General features: G+C 46.9%; 15 protein-coding genes. All 15 read left to right on the top strand.

Features of this window, described 5'->3' with window-relative positions; translation table 11 throughout:
- The first annotated feature begins 7 nt into the window (after positions 1–7).
- The 15 genes from ACU1JV_RS07815 to nikC all read left to right on the top strand — a co-directional run bounded on the left by ACU1JV_RS07815 (position 8) and on the right by nikC (position 16,303).
- The gene (locus tag ACU1JV_RS07815; RefSeq protein WP_413985705.1) at positions 8–2,044 is read left to right on the top strand and encodes a hypothetical protein; all 2,037 of its coding nucleotides are present in this window, start codon (positions 8–10) and stop codon (positions 2,042–2,044) included.
- Between the two features lie 36 nt (positions 2,045–2,080).
- Positions 2,081–2,722: a LysM peptidoglycan-binding domain-containing protein gene (locus ACU1JV_RS07810; RefSeq protein ID WP_413985706.1), complete on the top strand. Its 642-nt coding sequence runs from the start codon at positions 2,081–2,083 to the stop codon at positions 2,720–2,722.
- Complete coding sequence (locus ACU1JV_RS07805) at positions 2,719–3,696, top strand: XkdQ/YqbQ family protein (protein ID WP_058829097.1); 978 nt, start codon at positions 2,719–2,721, stop codon at positions 3,694–3,696. The genes ACU1JV_RS07810 and ACU1JV_RS07805 overlap by 4 nt, the downstream gene beginning before the upstream one ends.
- The gene (locus ACU1JV_RS07800; protein WP_013369781.1) at positions 3,689–4,096 is read left to right on the top strand and encodes a hypothetical protein; all 408 of its coding nucleotides are present in this window, start codon (positions 3,689–3,691) and stop codon (positions 4,094–4,096) included. Before ACU1JV_RS07805 ends, ACU1JV_RS07800 begins: the two co-directional genes overlap by 8 nt.
- Positions 4,083–4,553 carry a DUF2634 domain-containing protein gene (locus ACU1JV_RS07795; RefSeq protein WP_013369782.1) on the top strand — a complete coding sequence of 157 codons (471 nt, stop codon included), beginning with the start codon at positions 4,083–4,085 and terminating at the stop codon, positions 4,551–4,553. Before ACU1JV_RS07800 ends, ACU1JV_RS07795 begins: the two co-directional genes overlap by 14 nt.
- Complete coding sequence (locus ACU1JV_RS07790; protein ID WP_058829098.1) at positions 4,553–5,704, top strand: baseplate J/gp47 family protein; 1,152 nt, start codon at positions 4,553–4,555, stop codon at positions 5,702–5,704. The genes ACU1JV_RS07795 and ACU1JV_RS07790 overlap by 1 nt, the downstream gene beginning before the upstream one ends.
- Positions 5,697–6,371 (top strand): YmfQ family protein, encoded by a 675-nt coding sequence (locus ACU1JV_RS07785; protein WP_058829099.1) that lies wholly within the window; start codon positions 5,697–5,699, stop codon positions 6,369–6,371. Before ACU1JV_RS07790 ends, ACU1JV_RS07785 begins: the two co-directional genes overlap by 8 nt.
- Position 6,372: 1 nt before the next feature.
- Complete coding sequence (locus ACU1JV_RS07780) at positions 6,373–8,955, top strand: hypothetical protein (protein WP_058829100.1); 2,583 nt, start codon at positions 6,373–6,375, stop codon at positions 8,953–8,955.
- 13 nt (positions 8,956–8,968) lie between these two features.
- Positions 8,969–9,580 (top strand): hypothetical protein, encoded by a 612-nt coding sequence (locus ACU1JV_RS07775; protein WP_413985707.1) that lies wholly within the window; start codon positions 8,969–8,971, stop codon positions 9,578–9,580.
- Between the two features lie 59 nt (positions 9,581–9,639).
- Positions 9,640–9,906 carry a hypothetical protein gene (locus tag ACU1JV_RS07770; RefSeq protein WP_165080410.1) on the top strand — a complete coding sequence of 89 codons (267 nt, stop codon included), beginning with the start codon at positions 9,640–9,642 and terminating at the stop codon, positions 9,904–9,906.
- 86 nt (positions 9,907–9,992) lie between these two features.
- Entirely contained in the window at positions 9,993–10,439 is a 447-nt protein-coding gene (locus ACU1JV_RS07765) for a phage holin family protein (protein ID WP_013369788.1), read from the top strand.
- A gap of 152 nt (positions 10,440–10,591) precedes the next feature.
- Positions 10,592–11,557, top strand: coding sequence for a glycoside hydrolase family 25 protein (locus ACU1JV_RS07760; RefSeq protein WP_413985708.1), 966 nt, complete (start codon positions 10,592–10,594; stop codon positions 11,555–11,557).
- Positions 11,558–12,666: 1,109 nt separating this feature from the next.
- Positions 12,667–14,322 (top strand): ABC transporter substrate-binding protein, encoded by a 1,656-nt coding sequence (locus ACU1JV_RS07755; protein ID WP_413985709.1) that lies wholly within the window; start codon positions 12,667–12,669, stop codon positions 14,320–14,322.
- Positions 14,323–14,351: 29 nt separating this feature from the next.
- On the top strand, positions 14,352–15,356 hold the full coding sequence (locus ACU1JV_RS07750; RefSeq protein ID WP_013369795.1) for an ABC transporter permease: 1,005 nt from the start codon (positions 14,352–14,354) through the stop codon (positions 15,354–15,356).
- A 35-nt stretch (positions 15,357–15,391) separates the two neighbouring features.
- Positions 15,392–16,303 (top strand): nickel transporter permease, encoded by a 912-nt coding sequence (gene nikC / locus ACU1JV_RS07745; protein ID WP_413985710.1) that lies wholly within the window; start codon positions 15,392–15,394, stop codon positions 16,301–16,303.
- Positions 16,304–16,410 lie beyond the last annotated feature (107 nt).

The following is a 16,410-nucleotide window of genomic DNA, read 5'->3' as shown; positions in this document are numbered from 1 at the left end:
ATAATAAATGGCAGAAGCATTAAATTACCGCATGAACCTTGTGATCGATCCCAAAAACGTCATTAAGGCGAACAGAGAATTGCGTGCAATGGAACGCTATTTTGAGCGAATTCAAGGCCGTGCTTTGAAAATCGGACGTACCCGCATGGCTCCTGAGATTGTACTGAACGATATGGCCTCCAAAGGCTTGGATAATCTGTTGAACAAGATTAATCGGGTCAAATCCCAGATTATAAACGCCTCGGGGAATGTAGATTTAAAGGTGAAGAGCAGCAGTAGTGTTTCCATTGACGGCATTGCTGATCTTAAAAAGGCGCTAGAAGATAACACAAAAGCAGTTAAACTTAATGCTTTCTTTAAAGAAGACAAGCCTAAAGCAGAGGAGAAAAAGCTTCCTGATTGGGCTGAGGCGCTGCAAAAGTATAATGAACCAGCCAAGGTTGTACAGGAAGTATACAAAGGGGTGACAGGTGAGGATTTAAGTGCTCAAACCATCCTGAAAATTCCAGATACAATTTCAAAAGGAAAAGAGAAGTGGACAGCAACAAAAGAAAAGTGGACGGCAACAAAAGACGCCTGGAAAGAAGGTGGAGCAAAAGGTGCACTAAAAACTCTCTTTTCTTCAAAAAAAGAAGAAGCTGCAGAAGGTAACACGCAAGGTGCGACAGGTAACACGGACCTTTCGGAGATTAAAGAATTAATAAAGAAATTAATTCAAGTTACCTCTGATAAATCTACTGGCGGGTTTGGCGGTGGCGGCGGAAATAGCCCGGGAAGAAGGAACAAACGTTCAGGGGGCAGAAGGTCCGGAAATAGAGGCGGTGGTCGTCGATCCTCAGGTGGTCAAGGAGATTTTAATTCAAGAGCCGGAGAGATTGCAAGGATTAATACTGGAGATCGGAGCTCAACACCAGGAAACAGGAACGGACGACGAAGCGCAGGTTCTGCAGAATCCAATCCACGAATTAATCCTAACCGAAGAGTCCCAAGTCCAAGAAATAATCCGAGAAGTCCTCATGGTCGCCGCTCTTCCAAGTCGCGTGGCGTTCTTAGCTTTGCAGGCGACTTGCTAGCTGGTGGAACAGATATAGATGCTTCTTCTGTTCTGGATATGGTAAGTGATAGCGGATTAGTTGAAAAAGTGAGTAAAGGTCTTGGTGTAAGCAAAAAGTTCATTAGTGGGCCTCTTGGGGTTCTGGCAGATGCAGCAAGCATAGCTACAGCAGCTCCGGGCAAGGAACGTGCACAAGCGATTGGTTCCACCGTAGGTGGAGCGGTTGGGAGTACGGTAGGCGGAGCTATAGGAACATTCTTGCTTCCGGGTGTCGGTACTGCCGTTGGCTCATATGTAGGCGGTTTAGCGGGTGACTTTTTAGGGGGAAAAGTGGGCGGCTGGATATCAGACCATGGTTCTGAAATTAAGGAGAAGGCATCCAAAGTAACCGGTTGGCTTTCTGAGAAGAGCGAAGCCTTTGGTAAAAGCTTTTCTGATTTCTTTTCTTTCGGTAAAAAAGATGAACCTAAGAAAGAGCCAGCTAAGCCACCTGAAGCTCCTAAACCTGCCGTACCGCCTCAACCTGCTGTAGCTGTGGCTACCAAACCGTTAACACCTATGCCACCTTTTCCGGGGTTACCACCCGGCTCTCAAGTAATGTATGGACCTCCACAACTGGGTGCCAAAGGCGTCCCTAATCCTTATGGACCGATGGCTATCGCTAACCAGGGTGTAAACCCAAGTCCATTATTGAACACTGCGGCGCATGCGAACAATGGAGCCAAAGCTAAAGGTAAGGCCAACGGTAATCCCACTCCTCAAGTAGTACAGATCAGTCCTGAACAAATGGGAACATTGTCTGGCTTTTTGAAGGATTTTAAAACCGAAACTACTAACCAATTTAATCTTCCTGCGGGGGCTGTACAGGTCACTGTGCATGAGAACAAGCTGGATGTGGATGGGCTTATTACGCAAATTGGCTACCGTCTTAAAGCTGAAATTTTGCGTGCAACGCAGAACACCAAGCCAACGGGCGCTGGAGCTATGTAATGCAGTAGATGGTAGCAATAGGGAAGGAGGAGAAAGATGGAATTTAGTTTGACGGATGGTAAGGGAAAAAAGTTTCAGTTTCCAGTAAATCCTGAGGAAGTAACAATTTCACGGCAAAAAGGATTTGATACAACGACAATTTTGTCCTACGGGGAGTTTGACTTTCCGCAAGGGGAGAAGGTGAAGGAAATCTCCTTCTCTTCTTTTTTTCCGAAAGAATACAATCCAGCATATTGCACATACGAAGACATCCCTGATCCGCAGGAAGCCATGAACACGTTGAATGGATTTTTGTTATCCAAGAGCCCGCTACGCTTTATCATTACGGAGACAGCTGTGAATGTACCTGTAATTATCGCTTCTCATAATTCAACCTTTCGGGGCGGGGAATATGGGGATGTGAATTTTGATTTGTCACTGCGAACCTGGAGTGAAATGAAAGTGGCCAAAAAAGCCGGCAGTGGGGCGAAGTCTGCTACAGTGAACAAAAAGCCTCGCACGGATATGAAAGAAAAAAAGAAGACTTACACGGTTAAATCGGGAGATTCCTTGTCCAAAATTGCCAAGCTGGAGTTGGGGGACAGCTCGCAATGGAGTCGTATTTATCAGCTTAACAAAAAGGTCATTGGACAAAATCCAAATTCTATTAAACCGGGGCAAAAGCTGGTGCTATCATGAGCTATAAAGTCATTTTACAGGATAAATATGATCTGTCGTCGCTTGTGGAGAACATTAATTTGAGGGATTCGCTGGAGCAAATCGCCTATCAGGGCACGGTCAATTTGGTGGTTACGCCGGATATGCCGCCCATCTCTCCAGGGATGTCGATTCGGGTAAGTGGGATTCCTTATGGTAAAAAGGATTATGTCCCGTTGCTGTCTCCAGCCGTTATTTGGGAAGTAGAAACTTCGAACAACGGACTCAAGCGTATGACGCTCACGCTATATGACCGTACGGTATATTTGGACAAGTCCGAGGATGAATATTTACTCCCTGCCAAGCAGACGGCTACTCAGCGTTTTCAGAAGTATGCGAGGGACTGGAAACTAAAAATCGCTTCATTGCCAGATACGAAAAAGACGCTCGGACGCGCTGTATACCGAACACAGTCCATTTACTCCATGATGCTCGGAGATCTGCGGGAAACGGCAAAAGCGGGAGGCAAGCTGTATCATCCACGTATGATTTCTTCCGGCTTAGAGCTTTACGAACTGGGCACGAACAAAGATGTGTACGTCTTGGAGAGAGTGACCGATACGACACAATCCCGAACGTTGGAAGGCGCAGCCACGAGAGTAAAGGTGTTGGCTACGGCGGCCAGTGAAACAGGGAAAGAGGTTCCTTCCAAGGTGATGGCACTTGAGGAAAAGGACATTGCCAAATATGGAACACTTCAGGTGATCGTACAGGATGATGAGGTGAAATCGGGTGCGGCGGCACGTGAGTTGGCCAAAAGTAAGCTGAGAGGCATACAACAAACGATATCGGTAAATGCGCCAGATATGAACACGATTCGAGCAGGAGACGCGGTAATATTAGGGACCATGAAGCTGCTAGTAATTTCAGTAAGCAGGGAATTGGGCAACCCTGGCAGTATGTCGCTGGAGCTCGGAACGTATGACGATGTAAAAAGGAGGTTTTACCTTGAATAAAGACCCCTACGGGCATTTAGCCACTGCGCTGCAATCTTCATTTCATAAACATACCAAGCAAGCGTTGAGTGGAGTAGGTGCAGTATTAGGTACCATCACCTCCACAGGACTCAAGTTGGACGATTTTAAACATGAGCTTCAGGATTATCTAGTCGCCGAGCTGCCGGGACTGCTATCTGTACCACGCCATATGTACAAAGGTACCTCAACCTCGGTGGAATCAGAAAATTGGGAAGGCAAAGAGCTGAAAACTTCCTTTTATATCGGGGAAGATGAGCTGGAGGATGTAAATCTGAGTCTGAACAAAGGACTTAAGCCTGGGGATCGTGTACTGGCGGTGCGGGTGAATAGTGGCAACGATGTGGTGGTCGTGTGCAAGGTGGTGAATGGACGTGGCTAATTTGTTTCCAGAAACAGACGATATGATTTGGACAGACACAGATGTGACCGATCCAGATGTGCTGGAGGATAATCGTGCGGTATTTGGGCGAAGCTGGAGGTTTGATTTTGAAGCCGGCGAGTTTGTTATGAGCCCTAGCCGTAAAATCGTGACTACAGGCGAGAAAGAAGCCTGGGTACAGTGGTGTGAAAAAGCGATTCGCACTCCTCGCTACCGTCATGTGATCTATTCACCTGACTATGGAAGTGAGCTGGAGGAGCTGATTGGCAGCAGCTATGGGCACGCTGTGCAGGAAAGTGAAATTAAACGCATGGTCACAGAGGCGTTGCTAGCAGATGCACGTACGGCTAGTGTGGATCAATTCACGTTTCGCTGGGAAGGCGAGGCATGCTATTTTAGCTGCCAGATTACGAACGTGCGGGATGAAACGGAAATTGTGGAAAGTGTGGTGATCTAATGGCAGACTTGCCGGAATATTTGGTAGACCAGACGGAAGAAGAAATTTTAAATCGGATGCTGGAAAAAGTGCCCTCGGACATCGATAAGTCTGAGGGCTCTTTTATTTGGGATGCGCAGGCGCCGGTGGCATTTATGCTCTCTGAAGCCGCAATCTGGGCGCAGGAGCTGCTGCGTCGGGGGTTTGCCAGCACAGCAGCCAGCGATAACCCAGATTTTCGCTCGCCGGAGCTGGATTTGCGGACAGCAGAACATGGAGTGACACGGCGGGAAGCCGTTGCTGCTTCAGGTAAGGTCAGGTTCACAGGCACAGCGGGAACAACTGTCCCAGCGGGAACGTTGGTGGCGACTCCGGCAGATGATGTATCCGGGGAAGCCTCCATTGAGTATGCGACCACGGCATCGGTCACGCTGGATGAACAGGGTACAGGAGAAGCAGTCATTCGGGCGGTTAATCCCGGACGCCGCGGCAATGTTCCAGCAGGCGTCATCCAGGTGATGGCTACTCCGATTAGCGGGGTTTCCTCTGTGATCAATACGGAGGAAACCAAAAGCGGCACAGACGTTGAGAGCGACCAACTGTTGCTGGAGCGTTTTTATGCCAAGGTGCGGAATCAGGGCACAAGCGGTAACAAGGCACAGTATACCCAGTGGGCGAATGAGATAGCTGGCGTTGGTGGCGTGGAGGTTGTTCCGCTGTGGAAAGGGCCAGGAACAGTGGGGTTATATGTGCTGGATACGGATAAACGAGCAGCCAGCCCGGATATCGTGGCTGCAGTGCAGAAGTATATTGATCCGACCCAGGATGGGCAAGGCGAAGGGCTAGCACCAGCGGGCCCCGTGGTGACGGTTATGCCAGCGGCTGAAGTGGAAATAAACATTTCGGTCAAGGTACAGCGCACCAAAGAGAAGCCGTCCACACTGGATGAAATCAAAAAACTGATTGAAAACGGTGTGCGGACGTATTTGAAGCAGCTTGCTTTTTACAAGGCAGATCCGTTGGTACGGTACACCCGGATTTCCGCTGTGCTGCTGGACATTCCAATTATTATTGATTTCTCTGAACTGAAAATTAATGGACTGAGCAATCAGAATATTGAGATTGGATCAGGTCAGGTAGCCGTGCTGGGGACGGTGAGCGTCAGTGAGTAACAGCGGAATGAACAGTTTTGAAGAGATTTTGAATAACTCAGACGAGGGAAAACGTGCAAACCGTAGTGACACTTTTGTTAATCGAGTAACGAAAGCGGAAGATGCAATGGGTCAAATGAGCAGCGAGCGGGGACGCGAGCTGCTTTCCTATTTGCCAGCCTATTATGAAACCTCACGTGTGATGCGTTCTGATATGGATGCTAAAGGAAGCGAATTGGACGCTTTGTATCTGGCAATGGACGCAACGGTGGGACAGTTTTTCGTACGTACTGCCACCTGGGGGTTGGAACGCTGGGAAATGGAGCTGGGGATCGAAACCGACCTGGCGAAGCCATTGGATCAACGGCGTGCCGTGGTGGAATCGAAGCTGCGAGGGGCAGGAACTTTTTCCGGCCGGCTTGTTAAAAATGTAGCTGAAGCGTATGACGGAGGCACGGTAGAGGTTACTTTTCATCCTGCCGAATGGGGATTTACGGTCAAATTTATAGATACCATTGGGATTCCTCCCAACGTGGAGGACCTGAAAGCAGCCATTGAGGAGATCAAGCCCGCTCACATGGCAGTGGAGTATAAATTACGTTATCTGACCATTGCCGAAGTGGAGTCTATGACTCTCTATGAAAATGAACATACAACACAGGATAGATATTTAGGAGGTGGCGCATAACATGGCAAGCGAAAAAACACCGAATCTTGGTTTAAATCAAATTGACCGCACATCACCCAAAACCACGTATTTTGATTTGGAAAAGTATCTGGATCAAAACTGGCGGTCTGTAGATGAATTTGCAGGTGAGGTGAATGGCGGTGTAAATGAGATTAAGAAGCGCCTGGATACGACGGAACGTAAGGCGGTCACTTTGGAACCCGGAGCACAGATTATTCGTACGGAAAAGGCTGCGCCGTTTTCATTGACGGGGCTGAGCGGACGTACGTTGGTGAATATGTTAGGGCGGATGGGAAGCTGCGAGACCGTAAGCGATTGGTCCTCAAACATAGCTATTGCAATTGATAATAATAACAAGACCAACGGTAGTAGCTCGTTTAAAATTACGCTGGGTAGTGTGCCGGCAACCGCGTCTGCAAGTTTTTTGACCACACCTGGACGAAAATATATCGCAATAGCAGACGTAAAAAGTGGTAATACCAGCAAGGTGGCGATATCAATAAATGGTATTGCTGGTGCGGTGGGTAATGAGGTGACTTCTGGTTCTGTTTTTGCGCCGTCTGTTGTACGGTTCACGGCGAAGGAGTATTTTCACATCTTGACCATCACAGGCACGGGTGCGACTGGTAATACGTTTAATATGGATTGTGTGCGCATATACGAGATCAGCGATGCAGATTATGCAGTAGCCGCAAGCCTTACGCCAGTACAGGCAGCGGCAAAGTATCCATATGTTGATAGTGTAATGCCTGTGCGTAATCCCTATACGATTCGGTATGGTGAGAACTTACTTCCATCCGTCCGCGAGTGGGTTAATAACGGAGGTCTGACCGATGCCCGAGTCGTAATTAAAGGAGAGTATGAATTTTCTATAACGACTACCACCGAACCACAATGGAGGGCGGCAGCGTCGGTAAAAGTAGTCCCCAATACGCAGTATACTTTGTCCGCTACGCATGATGGACTTTTAGGGATATATGGGGTAAACCAGCAGGCAGTTATTATTAACGGTGTTACAGCGAGTTCAGTTAGTTTCAATTCAGGGAATAACACTTTTGTAGACATCTCATTGACAAACAGGTCAGGTGTAGCCGGGACGTTTACGGGTAAGAACTTCATGTTCAACATTGGAAACATAGCCCAACCGTTTAAACCGCGAGAAGATGTAATGTTGGCGCTCCAAACGGATCTGTACGCCGATCCAGTTACGGGAATCAATGCGGATACAGTATTTCAGCATGACGGTCAATACTTCAAGTATAAGAAGTGGCACAGGGTTACATTAGATGGCGCTGTTAACTGGAACGCTAGTTCACCTGGGCAATCATTTCCAGGTTTCAAAGTTGTCTATACTGCCCCGAATCAGTTTCCGGCGTGGATTAGCTATTCTGATAAATCCGTTAAGTATGATGGGAAAATATTAAATACAGCTAAGACGGGAGGGCAATGGTCTACGTTGGGGGCTGATGCAACAGAAACATCCATTGATGGGTCTATTTACGTTTCTGTCCCTGTCGCGGATAGTGGGTGGGCTGACGGTTACACGCCAACACAGGATGACATTAAAGCCTATTTCTATGGATACAAGGCATATGATGCTAACACCATAACGCCAGCCAACGCTCAAGCCTCCACCACGGCAACGTGGTCAGGTACAGGTACTAAATATTGGGTGCAACGCGTGGGCGCTCCTAACTTTACCCAATCCGTACCGCAACAGTCTTATACAGGGTACACACCATACCAACTTGTATATCAGCTTGCATCGCCTACCGTAGAGCCTATTGTATCCGAGGGGCAACTATCATTTGTTGAGGGAGATAATCAGGTTGAAGTAGGTACGGGGCTGATTGTTAGGGAGGAATCTAAACCTGCAATTTCCAGTAACCAATATTGGATTAATGGTTCTTTAAACGGTGTTAGTAAACTTCAGGAGAAGACCAATAAAATTATTGCCGTTTATAAAAACGGTAAGAAAGATAGTTGGGGAACAGTTAGTCACACCGATGATGTCAAAAACCTATATGGGCTTACCCAGGCTTATATATCAACCGCTAGGTTCGATCCATCAGCATCCTACAGCACAACATACTTGACGCTTGAAACCTCGCCAATCGTATCATTCGCAGGCTCTTATACAGCTAATGAAAAAACGCTGCTTGCGGACTTGGTAGACAGCGTACAACAAAACACGGCGCGTGTGAGTGTGCTTGAGAACAAGAAGGCTGACAAAGATAATCCTGTTTGGATTACGCCCACACTGCTAAATGGGTGGACTAACCACGATGGGGCATTAAGCCAGATATCGTACTTGAAAGACTCAGCAGGGTATGTCCACATAAAAGGAGTAGCTAAACCAGGAGCGATGACTACGAATGTGTTCCAGTTACCTGTGGGTTATAGACCTTCACGTACGCTTGTGGTAGGAGTGGCAGCGAATACGGACAGCGGACATGATGTTTTAGGACGCGTCAATATTCTACCTAATGGCACCGTTGCGATACTTGCTATAGCTGGCATTACGATAACTAATACGGGATGGGTTAGCTTGGACAGTGTGCCACCATTCCTTGCTGAACAATAAGGAGGTCTAACACATGAAAGCAGTACCTAAAGTAAATACAAACGGCCTCTATCTCGAGGACGAGCTGGTGGACGATGCCTTTTTAGGTATCCTTCCTTTTTATACTCCATCTTCGCCTACGCTATCTGATATAAACCAGCAACTAGACACCCATCGGCTTGCTGACAGTAGCACTGGTACCATAGATGCAACCAATTCAGAAAGCATCCCTGCTGGTTATACAGTAGGGATTCCAGTGCCACCTGGTTTATACCATCCTCGTTTTGACATCCAAGGTTGGCTGACCTATGAAGCGGAATATAATCAAAAGCTGAAAGAAGCACAAAAAGCCTTTGAACAGTTGAACAACGAATCCCAAGCTTTATTTCAGAAGCTGCATGATGAATGGCGAAATAAGCCGGAAAACGAACGCGGGGATGAACCTGTATATTCTGCACCCATTTTTAATACTCCAGAACGAAAAGACCTGACGACGTTCTGGAGTGAAGGGTTGAGTGATGAAGCAATTAAGGAACTGACACAAACATTAGAGCAACAGCCAAGCGAGACAGATCAACTGAAGCAGCGGATTGCAGATCTCGAAGTGACGTTGACCCAGCTCATGCTTAGTAACACTGGAAAATAACGTGTACTGACGATTATATGTAACAACAATCTTTATAAAAAAGAGGTGAAGTCATAACCATGGTAGCTTTAACAGAGGCTCAAATACGTATTTGTGCTCATGCTTGCATCACTCGCTATGAGCGCGGAGAAGGCGATATAGCAACGATCATGGGAAGCTACGCTTTAAATGAAGAAGAGCGTGAACAAGTAATGAAGATTATTTTATCCAAGCGTTCTGATCTAGTAGGGGGCAATGTAGATAACTCGTTATCAACCGATGCTCCGAATGAACAGGAAGAAACGGTTAAATGGTATAACTCTATTTTCCGTAAGAAAACAGTATAGAGAACAAAATAAAATTCATTGTTTTTATGCCCTTGGATCAACCAAGGGCATTCACTTTACACTTAGGTTCAAAAGGGGGAACAAACATGCATGAAAAGATCGATCAGATTTGGCTGGGGTTTTCCACGGGGACCTTGATCGGTTATTTTTTCGGGGGGTGGACTACAATGTTGACGTTGCTGTGGTGGATGGTCGTGATCGACTTTTTCACCGGATGGGCAGCGGCCTGGATTAATGGGGAGCTGAAAAGCCGCCAAGGGTATTACGGTATTTTTCGCAAGGTTACCGTGTTCTTGCTCATTACGGTAGCCCATCTAATCGACGGTATTCTCGGGGATGCACATTACTTCCGGGATGCCGTCGTTTTCTTTTATTTGGCGAACGAGCTGTTGTCCATTATAGAAAATGTGGGCAGAATGGGAGTGCCGATGCCGGATATTTTGCGGAATGCGGTAGCCATTTTTGAGTCCAAATCGAGTGGGAAAAAGATAAAGCCAACCGACCCCTCCGACAAAGAAAATAAAGCCTCATAAAGTGCTGACCATCGCCATTACAAAAAAGGAAGACTACCTTTTCGCCTTTTTTCGGCGTAAAAGTGGAAAAGCCCAGACCGTTTCCATGGTCCAAGCATATACAACAGAGACAGAGTGCTACAACATTATGAATGACAAGGAGGGAGCGCCTTATGCAAAATCGTAGCCCTAATGCTGCCGAAGGCATTGACGTATCCCGATATCAGGGAACAATTGATTGGAAACGTGTGCGAGCCGATGGTAAATCGTTTGCATTTATTAAAGCAAGTCAAGGACAGCGTTACGTTGATCCGACATTTATCACAAATGCAAAAGGGATCAGGGCTGCCGGGCTTCTGCTGGGAGCTTATCATTTTGTAGATGCGACCAGTGTAAACGCAGCCAAAGCGGAAGCCAGACATTTCGCCGAGGTGCTGGATCAGGTGGGTGGTGCGAAAGCGCTGGACTTGCCAGCGGTGATGGATTATGAAAATAATCCGGGAAAGCTTAATTCGGCCGCGATTCATGAGGTTGCGCTGGCATTTTTGACAGAATTTGAACGAGTAAGCGGCCGCAAGCCGATGGTATATACGGGCAATGCTTTTGCTGCCCATTTTAAAGCCCTACTGGGTAGTTATAAGCTGTGGATTGCACGTTATAGTACACGGGTACCCAGTGATACAACGGCATGGAGGCGCTGGGACTTCTGGCAATACAGCGACAGTGGACGGGTTGCTGGCATTCAAGGGCCTGTTGATCTGAATGTATATGCCGGAACAGAGGCTGAGCTACGCCAAGCATTTGCAGGAGAAGAGGGGGAAGAGCCAATGACAGCAGAGGAAAAAGCGGCATTTAAGGCCCTGCAGCAGCAGGTCGCTGCCCTTGAAAATAGCAGAGATGTGCTCAAGCAAATATTAAATGAACAGAGTGCTTATATTAAAAAGGTGGATCAGCGAGTAGCTGAACTTGAGGAGCGTCAGGCTATGCCTGTACCGGCCTGGGCCAAGGAAGCGATGGCTGCCGCCGTTACAGTTAATCCGGCAAGTCCGATTGTGGATGCGAAGCTGCCAAGCAGTTATGATTTTTATCGCTTACTGGTCGTGCTGAACCGTCTGGGTGCGTTTAAAACAACCAAGTAATCTTCGAAGGACCTCATCACTGCCCATCCCACTTTTAAATAAAGTGAGTAAAACAGCTACGTTCGAAGCCTAAATAAACAGGCGGTTAAATGCGGCCGCCTGCCCTTATGGCTAAGTGATGTTCTTCATGACCTCCAAATATGCTGAATCCCGAAAAAGGGTAAATGCAAAATGTACCTTTATTCGAAAAGCAACTCAATATCCTCCTGACTAATCTGAGCAGTTTCAAAGTCCGAAGGTGTGAAATGAACATTCTGCTGACGAACCGTAAAATCAATGATTTGAATTATAGCTTGGACATACATATTCGGAATGAGGACGATTGCTTTTGAAATGACCTGCCAATTGGAAGAGCAAGAAGAACGCGTTGAGCTTTTGGAAATTCTGAGACGCTGTCACTGCAGCATGTTTACCAGCCAGATCGAGCTGTAACAGCCCCTGTATGTTTGTTTATTTCAGAACATACCTGGGAATTAGGATATAAAGGATGGGAATTGTATTGTAAAGGGGAAATGTATACCCATAAAGTGCCTGGCGATCATTTTTCCATCGTAAAAAGTGCTCAAGCCGTATCTGTAGGTTTGGTGCTGAATACATTTTTGAGGTAAGAACATGCTCCTGCTTGGAGGTTGAGGACCACAAGCAGGAGCTTTTATTTGATATGAACGTGTGAGTTGATTTGTAACATTAATTAACATGATGTATAAAAACATATGGTAATGTATGAAAGACCCCCTTGTCTGCTTCCAGATTTTATAGTAAAGTATCCAATAATCAACTTTGTATGAAACTAATATTCACTATCTGTGAGTATTTATCACACATTCTCCATGACCTAACACAATCCTCTTCCCTTTTATGACATTACATCTATTCCATTACCCTACTGCACCTCTAACACCACTAGATTATGAATGCTGTCTGTGCCTGTATTCTTCAATAAAAGCCTGTCCAGAACCTTCATACCTTCCCTACTACTACACCTATTTGATGAACTCGGAACTTGGGGCTACAGCTTGAGGACAAGCTTGTCATGCCAATCCAAAGAATTGGTATTTATCCGGTATCAACGAATTAACAATATATAAGGTGTGAAAGGGGTTCGCTGCATGAGCAAAAAGTACGTAAAACACAAAATCTGGACCGTATTGCTGGTACTTGCGCTAGGAACTGTTTTGGTGCTTTCCGGTTGTGGGGGATCAGGTGAAGGAGCAAAACCAGAAGCAGGACAACCTTCAGGTGGAGCGGGAGAAGGCGCGCAGGACACGTTGATTTATGGGCGTGGCGGGGATTCCGTGGCGCTAGATCCTGCCATTGTGACTGAAAGTGAGTCGTTAAAAATCGGAATGCAGGTGTTTGATACACTACTGGAATACAAGGAAAGTACCACGGAGATTCAGCCGGGGCTCGCAGAGAGCTGGGAAGTATCACCGGACGGACTTGTCTATACGTTCAAGCTGCGTCAGGGCGTAAAATTCCATGACGGAAGTGACTTTAACGCAGAAGCGGTTGTGTTTAACTTTGACCGCTGGGTTGATCCGAAAAGTCCATACAAATTTGAGGGTGACTCGTTTGACTATTATGATTCTATGTTCGGGCCCGATGGAAGTAGAGTGATTAAGGAGGTTAAAGCGGTGGATGCGAATACCGTTCAGTTTACACTGAACAAGCCGCAGGCTCCTTTTTTACAAAATATCGCTATGCCATCCTTTAGTATTGCAAGTCCCAAGGCTATTAAGGAGAAAAAGGCTGATTTTAAGAGTAATCCGGTCGGCACAGGGCCGTTTGTATTTAAGGAATGGAAACGAAACGATACGATCACATTAGAAAAGAATCCAACTTATTGGAAAGAAGGACAGCCAAAGCTGGCTAAGGTGATTGTTCGTTCTATCCCAGACAACACTGCGCGATTTAATGCTCTGCAAAACGGGGAAATTGACCTGATGGAAGATTTGAATCCAGATGATGCGAAGCAGTTGGAAGGTAACAGCGAGTTGGTAAAAATCGAACGTCCCTCCTTTAATGTGGCATACATTGGATTTAATTTGAAGAAAAAGACATTTAATAATCCCAAGGTGCGGCAGGCGCTGAATCACGCAGTGAACAAACAGGCCATTATTGATGCATTGTTTGCGGGGGAGGCCAAGCCTGCGATCAATCCGATGCCACCTACGTTATGGGGATACGACGAAAGCATTGAGGACTACACTTATGATCTGAATAAGGCTAAATCTTTGCTAGCGGAAGCGGGTTTCCCTAACGGACTTCCAGAGCCGTTAACCTTCTATGCAATGCCTGTATCTCGTCCATACATGCCTGACGGCAAAAAGGTAGCAGAGGCCATTCAAGCTGATTTTGAAAAAATAGGAGTCAAAGTCAACATCCAATCTCCAGAATGGGCTACGTATCTGGATGATCTTAAAGCTGGAGAGAAGGATGATCTGTACATGTTGGGATGGAATGGGGACAATGGCGACCCGGATAATTTCCTTTACACATTGCTGGACAAGGATACGATCCCAGGCAATAACCGCAGTTTTTATGTGAATGAGGAACTTCACAAAATACTGGTGAAGGCGCAGGTTGAGGTTGATCAAGATAAGCGTGCGGAATTGTATAAACAAGCACAAGTCATTATTAAACAGGATGCACCTTGGATTCCCTTGGTTCACAGCACACCGTTGATGGCAGGCAAAGCCAATCTTAAGGGTTTTGTACCTTCTCCGGCAGGTATTGAAGCGTATAGTAATATTTATTTTGAATAGCCTAAACGCAAGCAGGCGGTGAATAGCATATGAATTCATATATTGTAAAAAGGCTGGCCATATTGATTCCCGTATTGCTGGGGATGACGCTTATCGTGTTTTCGATTATTCATGCTATTCCCGGTGATCCGGCAGAAACGATACTCGGGGACAAGGCCACGGAACAGTCCAAACAGGCGCTGCGTGAGCAATTAGGGCTGGATAAGCCGTGGTTACAGCAATATGGGACCTATCTAAGTGAACTGGCACGAGGGGACTTGGGCGATTCCATTCGCACCCGGCAGCCGATTGCCCGGGAAATGGTCCCTTATCTGGCGGCTACGCTGGAGTTGACGGTAGCAAGCATGTTTTTTGCCGTTGTTGTGGGTATGAATGCAGGCATCGTGAGTGCCTGGAAGCGAAATTCCTGGTTTGACTATGTCAGCATGGTCATTGCCCTGGTCGGAGTATCGATGCCGATTTTTTGGTTAGGCTTGATGGAGCAATGGATCTTTGCTAATAAGCTGCATTGGCTCCCTTCCATCGGACGCATGAATTCCCGTGATCCGGTGGAAGCTGTGACACATCTAGCCGTGATTGATGCGTTCATAGGTGGACGTATGGATCAGGTGTGGACCGTCATCAAGCATTTGATCCTGCCCAGTATCGCACTGGGGACGATTCCAATGGCGGTCATAGCGCGTATTACCCGTTCCAGCATGCTGGAGGTTATGGATGCGGACTATATCCGCACGGCTCGGGCGAAGGGGCTGGCATCTTTTCAAGTCGTGTACAAACATGCGCTTAAAAATGCTGCGATCCCTGTGCTTACTGTCATCGGTCTTCAGACTGGGTCGTTACTGGGAGGCGCCGTACTGACAGAGACCATATTTGCCTGGCCTGGCATCGGACGGTACATTTTTGAAGCGATCAGCTCGCGTGACTATCCGGTTATCCAAAGCGGAATTTTAATCATTGCGTTCCTGTTCGTCATCATTAATCTGATTGTCGATTTGCTGTACGCTGTTCTCGACCGGCGTATTCGTTATCAGTAGTCAAGTCGTCAATTGGTCAGAGGGGAGGTTGTCCGATGTCACAATTTTCAATGCAACCCAATAACATACCGACAACACGCAGTCCATTGGCATATTCGCCTGTCGTGTCAGGCCCTTGGAGAGATGCGTGGAGAGCTTTTCGCCACAACAAGATGGCTTTAGTCGGTCTGGGCATTATTATCTTCTTTGTCATCATTGCTTTGATCGCGCCCTGGATCGCTCCTTTTGACTATAAAGAGCAAAACTTGGTGAGCCGCTTGCAGTCTCCTTCCGCAGAGCATTGGTTCGGTACCGATGATCTTGGTCGTGATTTGCTGACTCGTACGCTGTATGGCGCCAGAATCTCGTTGTGGGTCGGTTTCTTGTCCGTTATTGGTTCAATGATTGTAGGAACGGCCTTAGGATTAATTGCCGGATTTTATGGAAAATGGGCTGATATGATCATTTCGCGCCTATTCGATATCTTGCTGGCATTTCCGGGTATTTTGCTGGCAATTGCTATTGTGGCCATTCTGGGGCCTTCGTTGGAAAATGCGTTATACGCCATTGCCATTGTCAATGTACCAACGTATGGGCGATTGGTTCGCTCCAAGGTGCTGAGTGTTAAAACGGAGGAGTATATTACTTCTGCGCGGGCGCTTGGGGCTAATAATCGGCGCATCATACTCCGTTATATTCTGCCTAATAGCCTGACACCGATCATCGTACAGGGAACATTGGGGATTGGAACGGCCATCATTGAAGCAGCAGCGCTCGGATTTCTCGGTTTGGGTGCACAACCTCCTGAGCCTGAGTGGGGCAAAATGTTGTCCGATTCGCGGCAATATATCCAAAATGCGCCGTGGACAGTTATTTTCCCAGGCATATCTATCATGCTGACCGTATTGGGCTTTAATCTGATGGGGGATGGCCTGCGGGATGTTTTGGACCCAAGAGCAAAGCGTTAGAGCAAAAGTGGTGAGGTATATAAAGTTGAGTAAAGAGGTGTTCTCTGGCCTGAATCAAATGGCTGGGGGACACCTTTTTACATGAGCATTTTGCATAATTCCGTTTT

This window comes from Paenibacillus sp. T2-29 (genome assembly GCF_052921365.1).
This window is presented reverse-complemented; position numbering and strand designations above follow the sequence as displayed.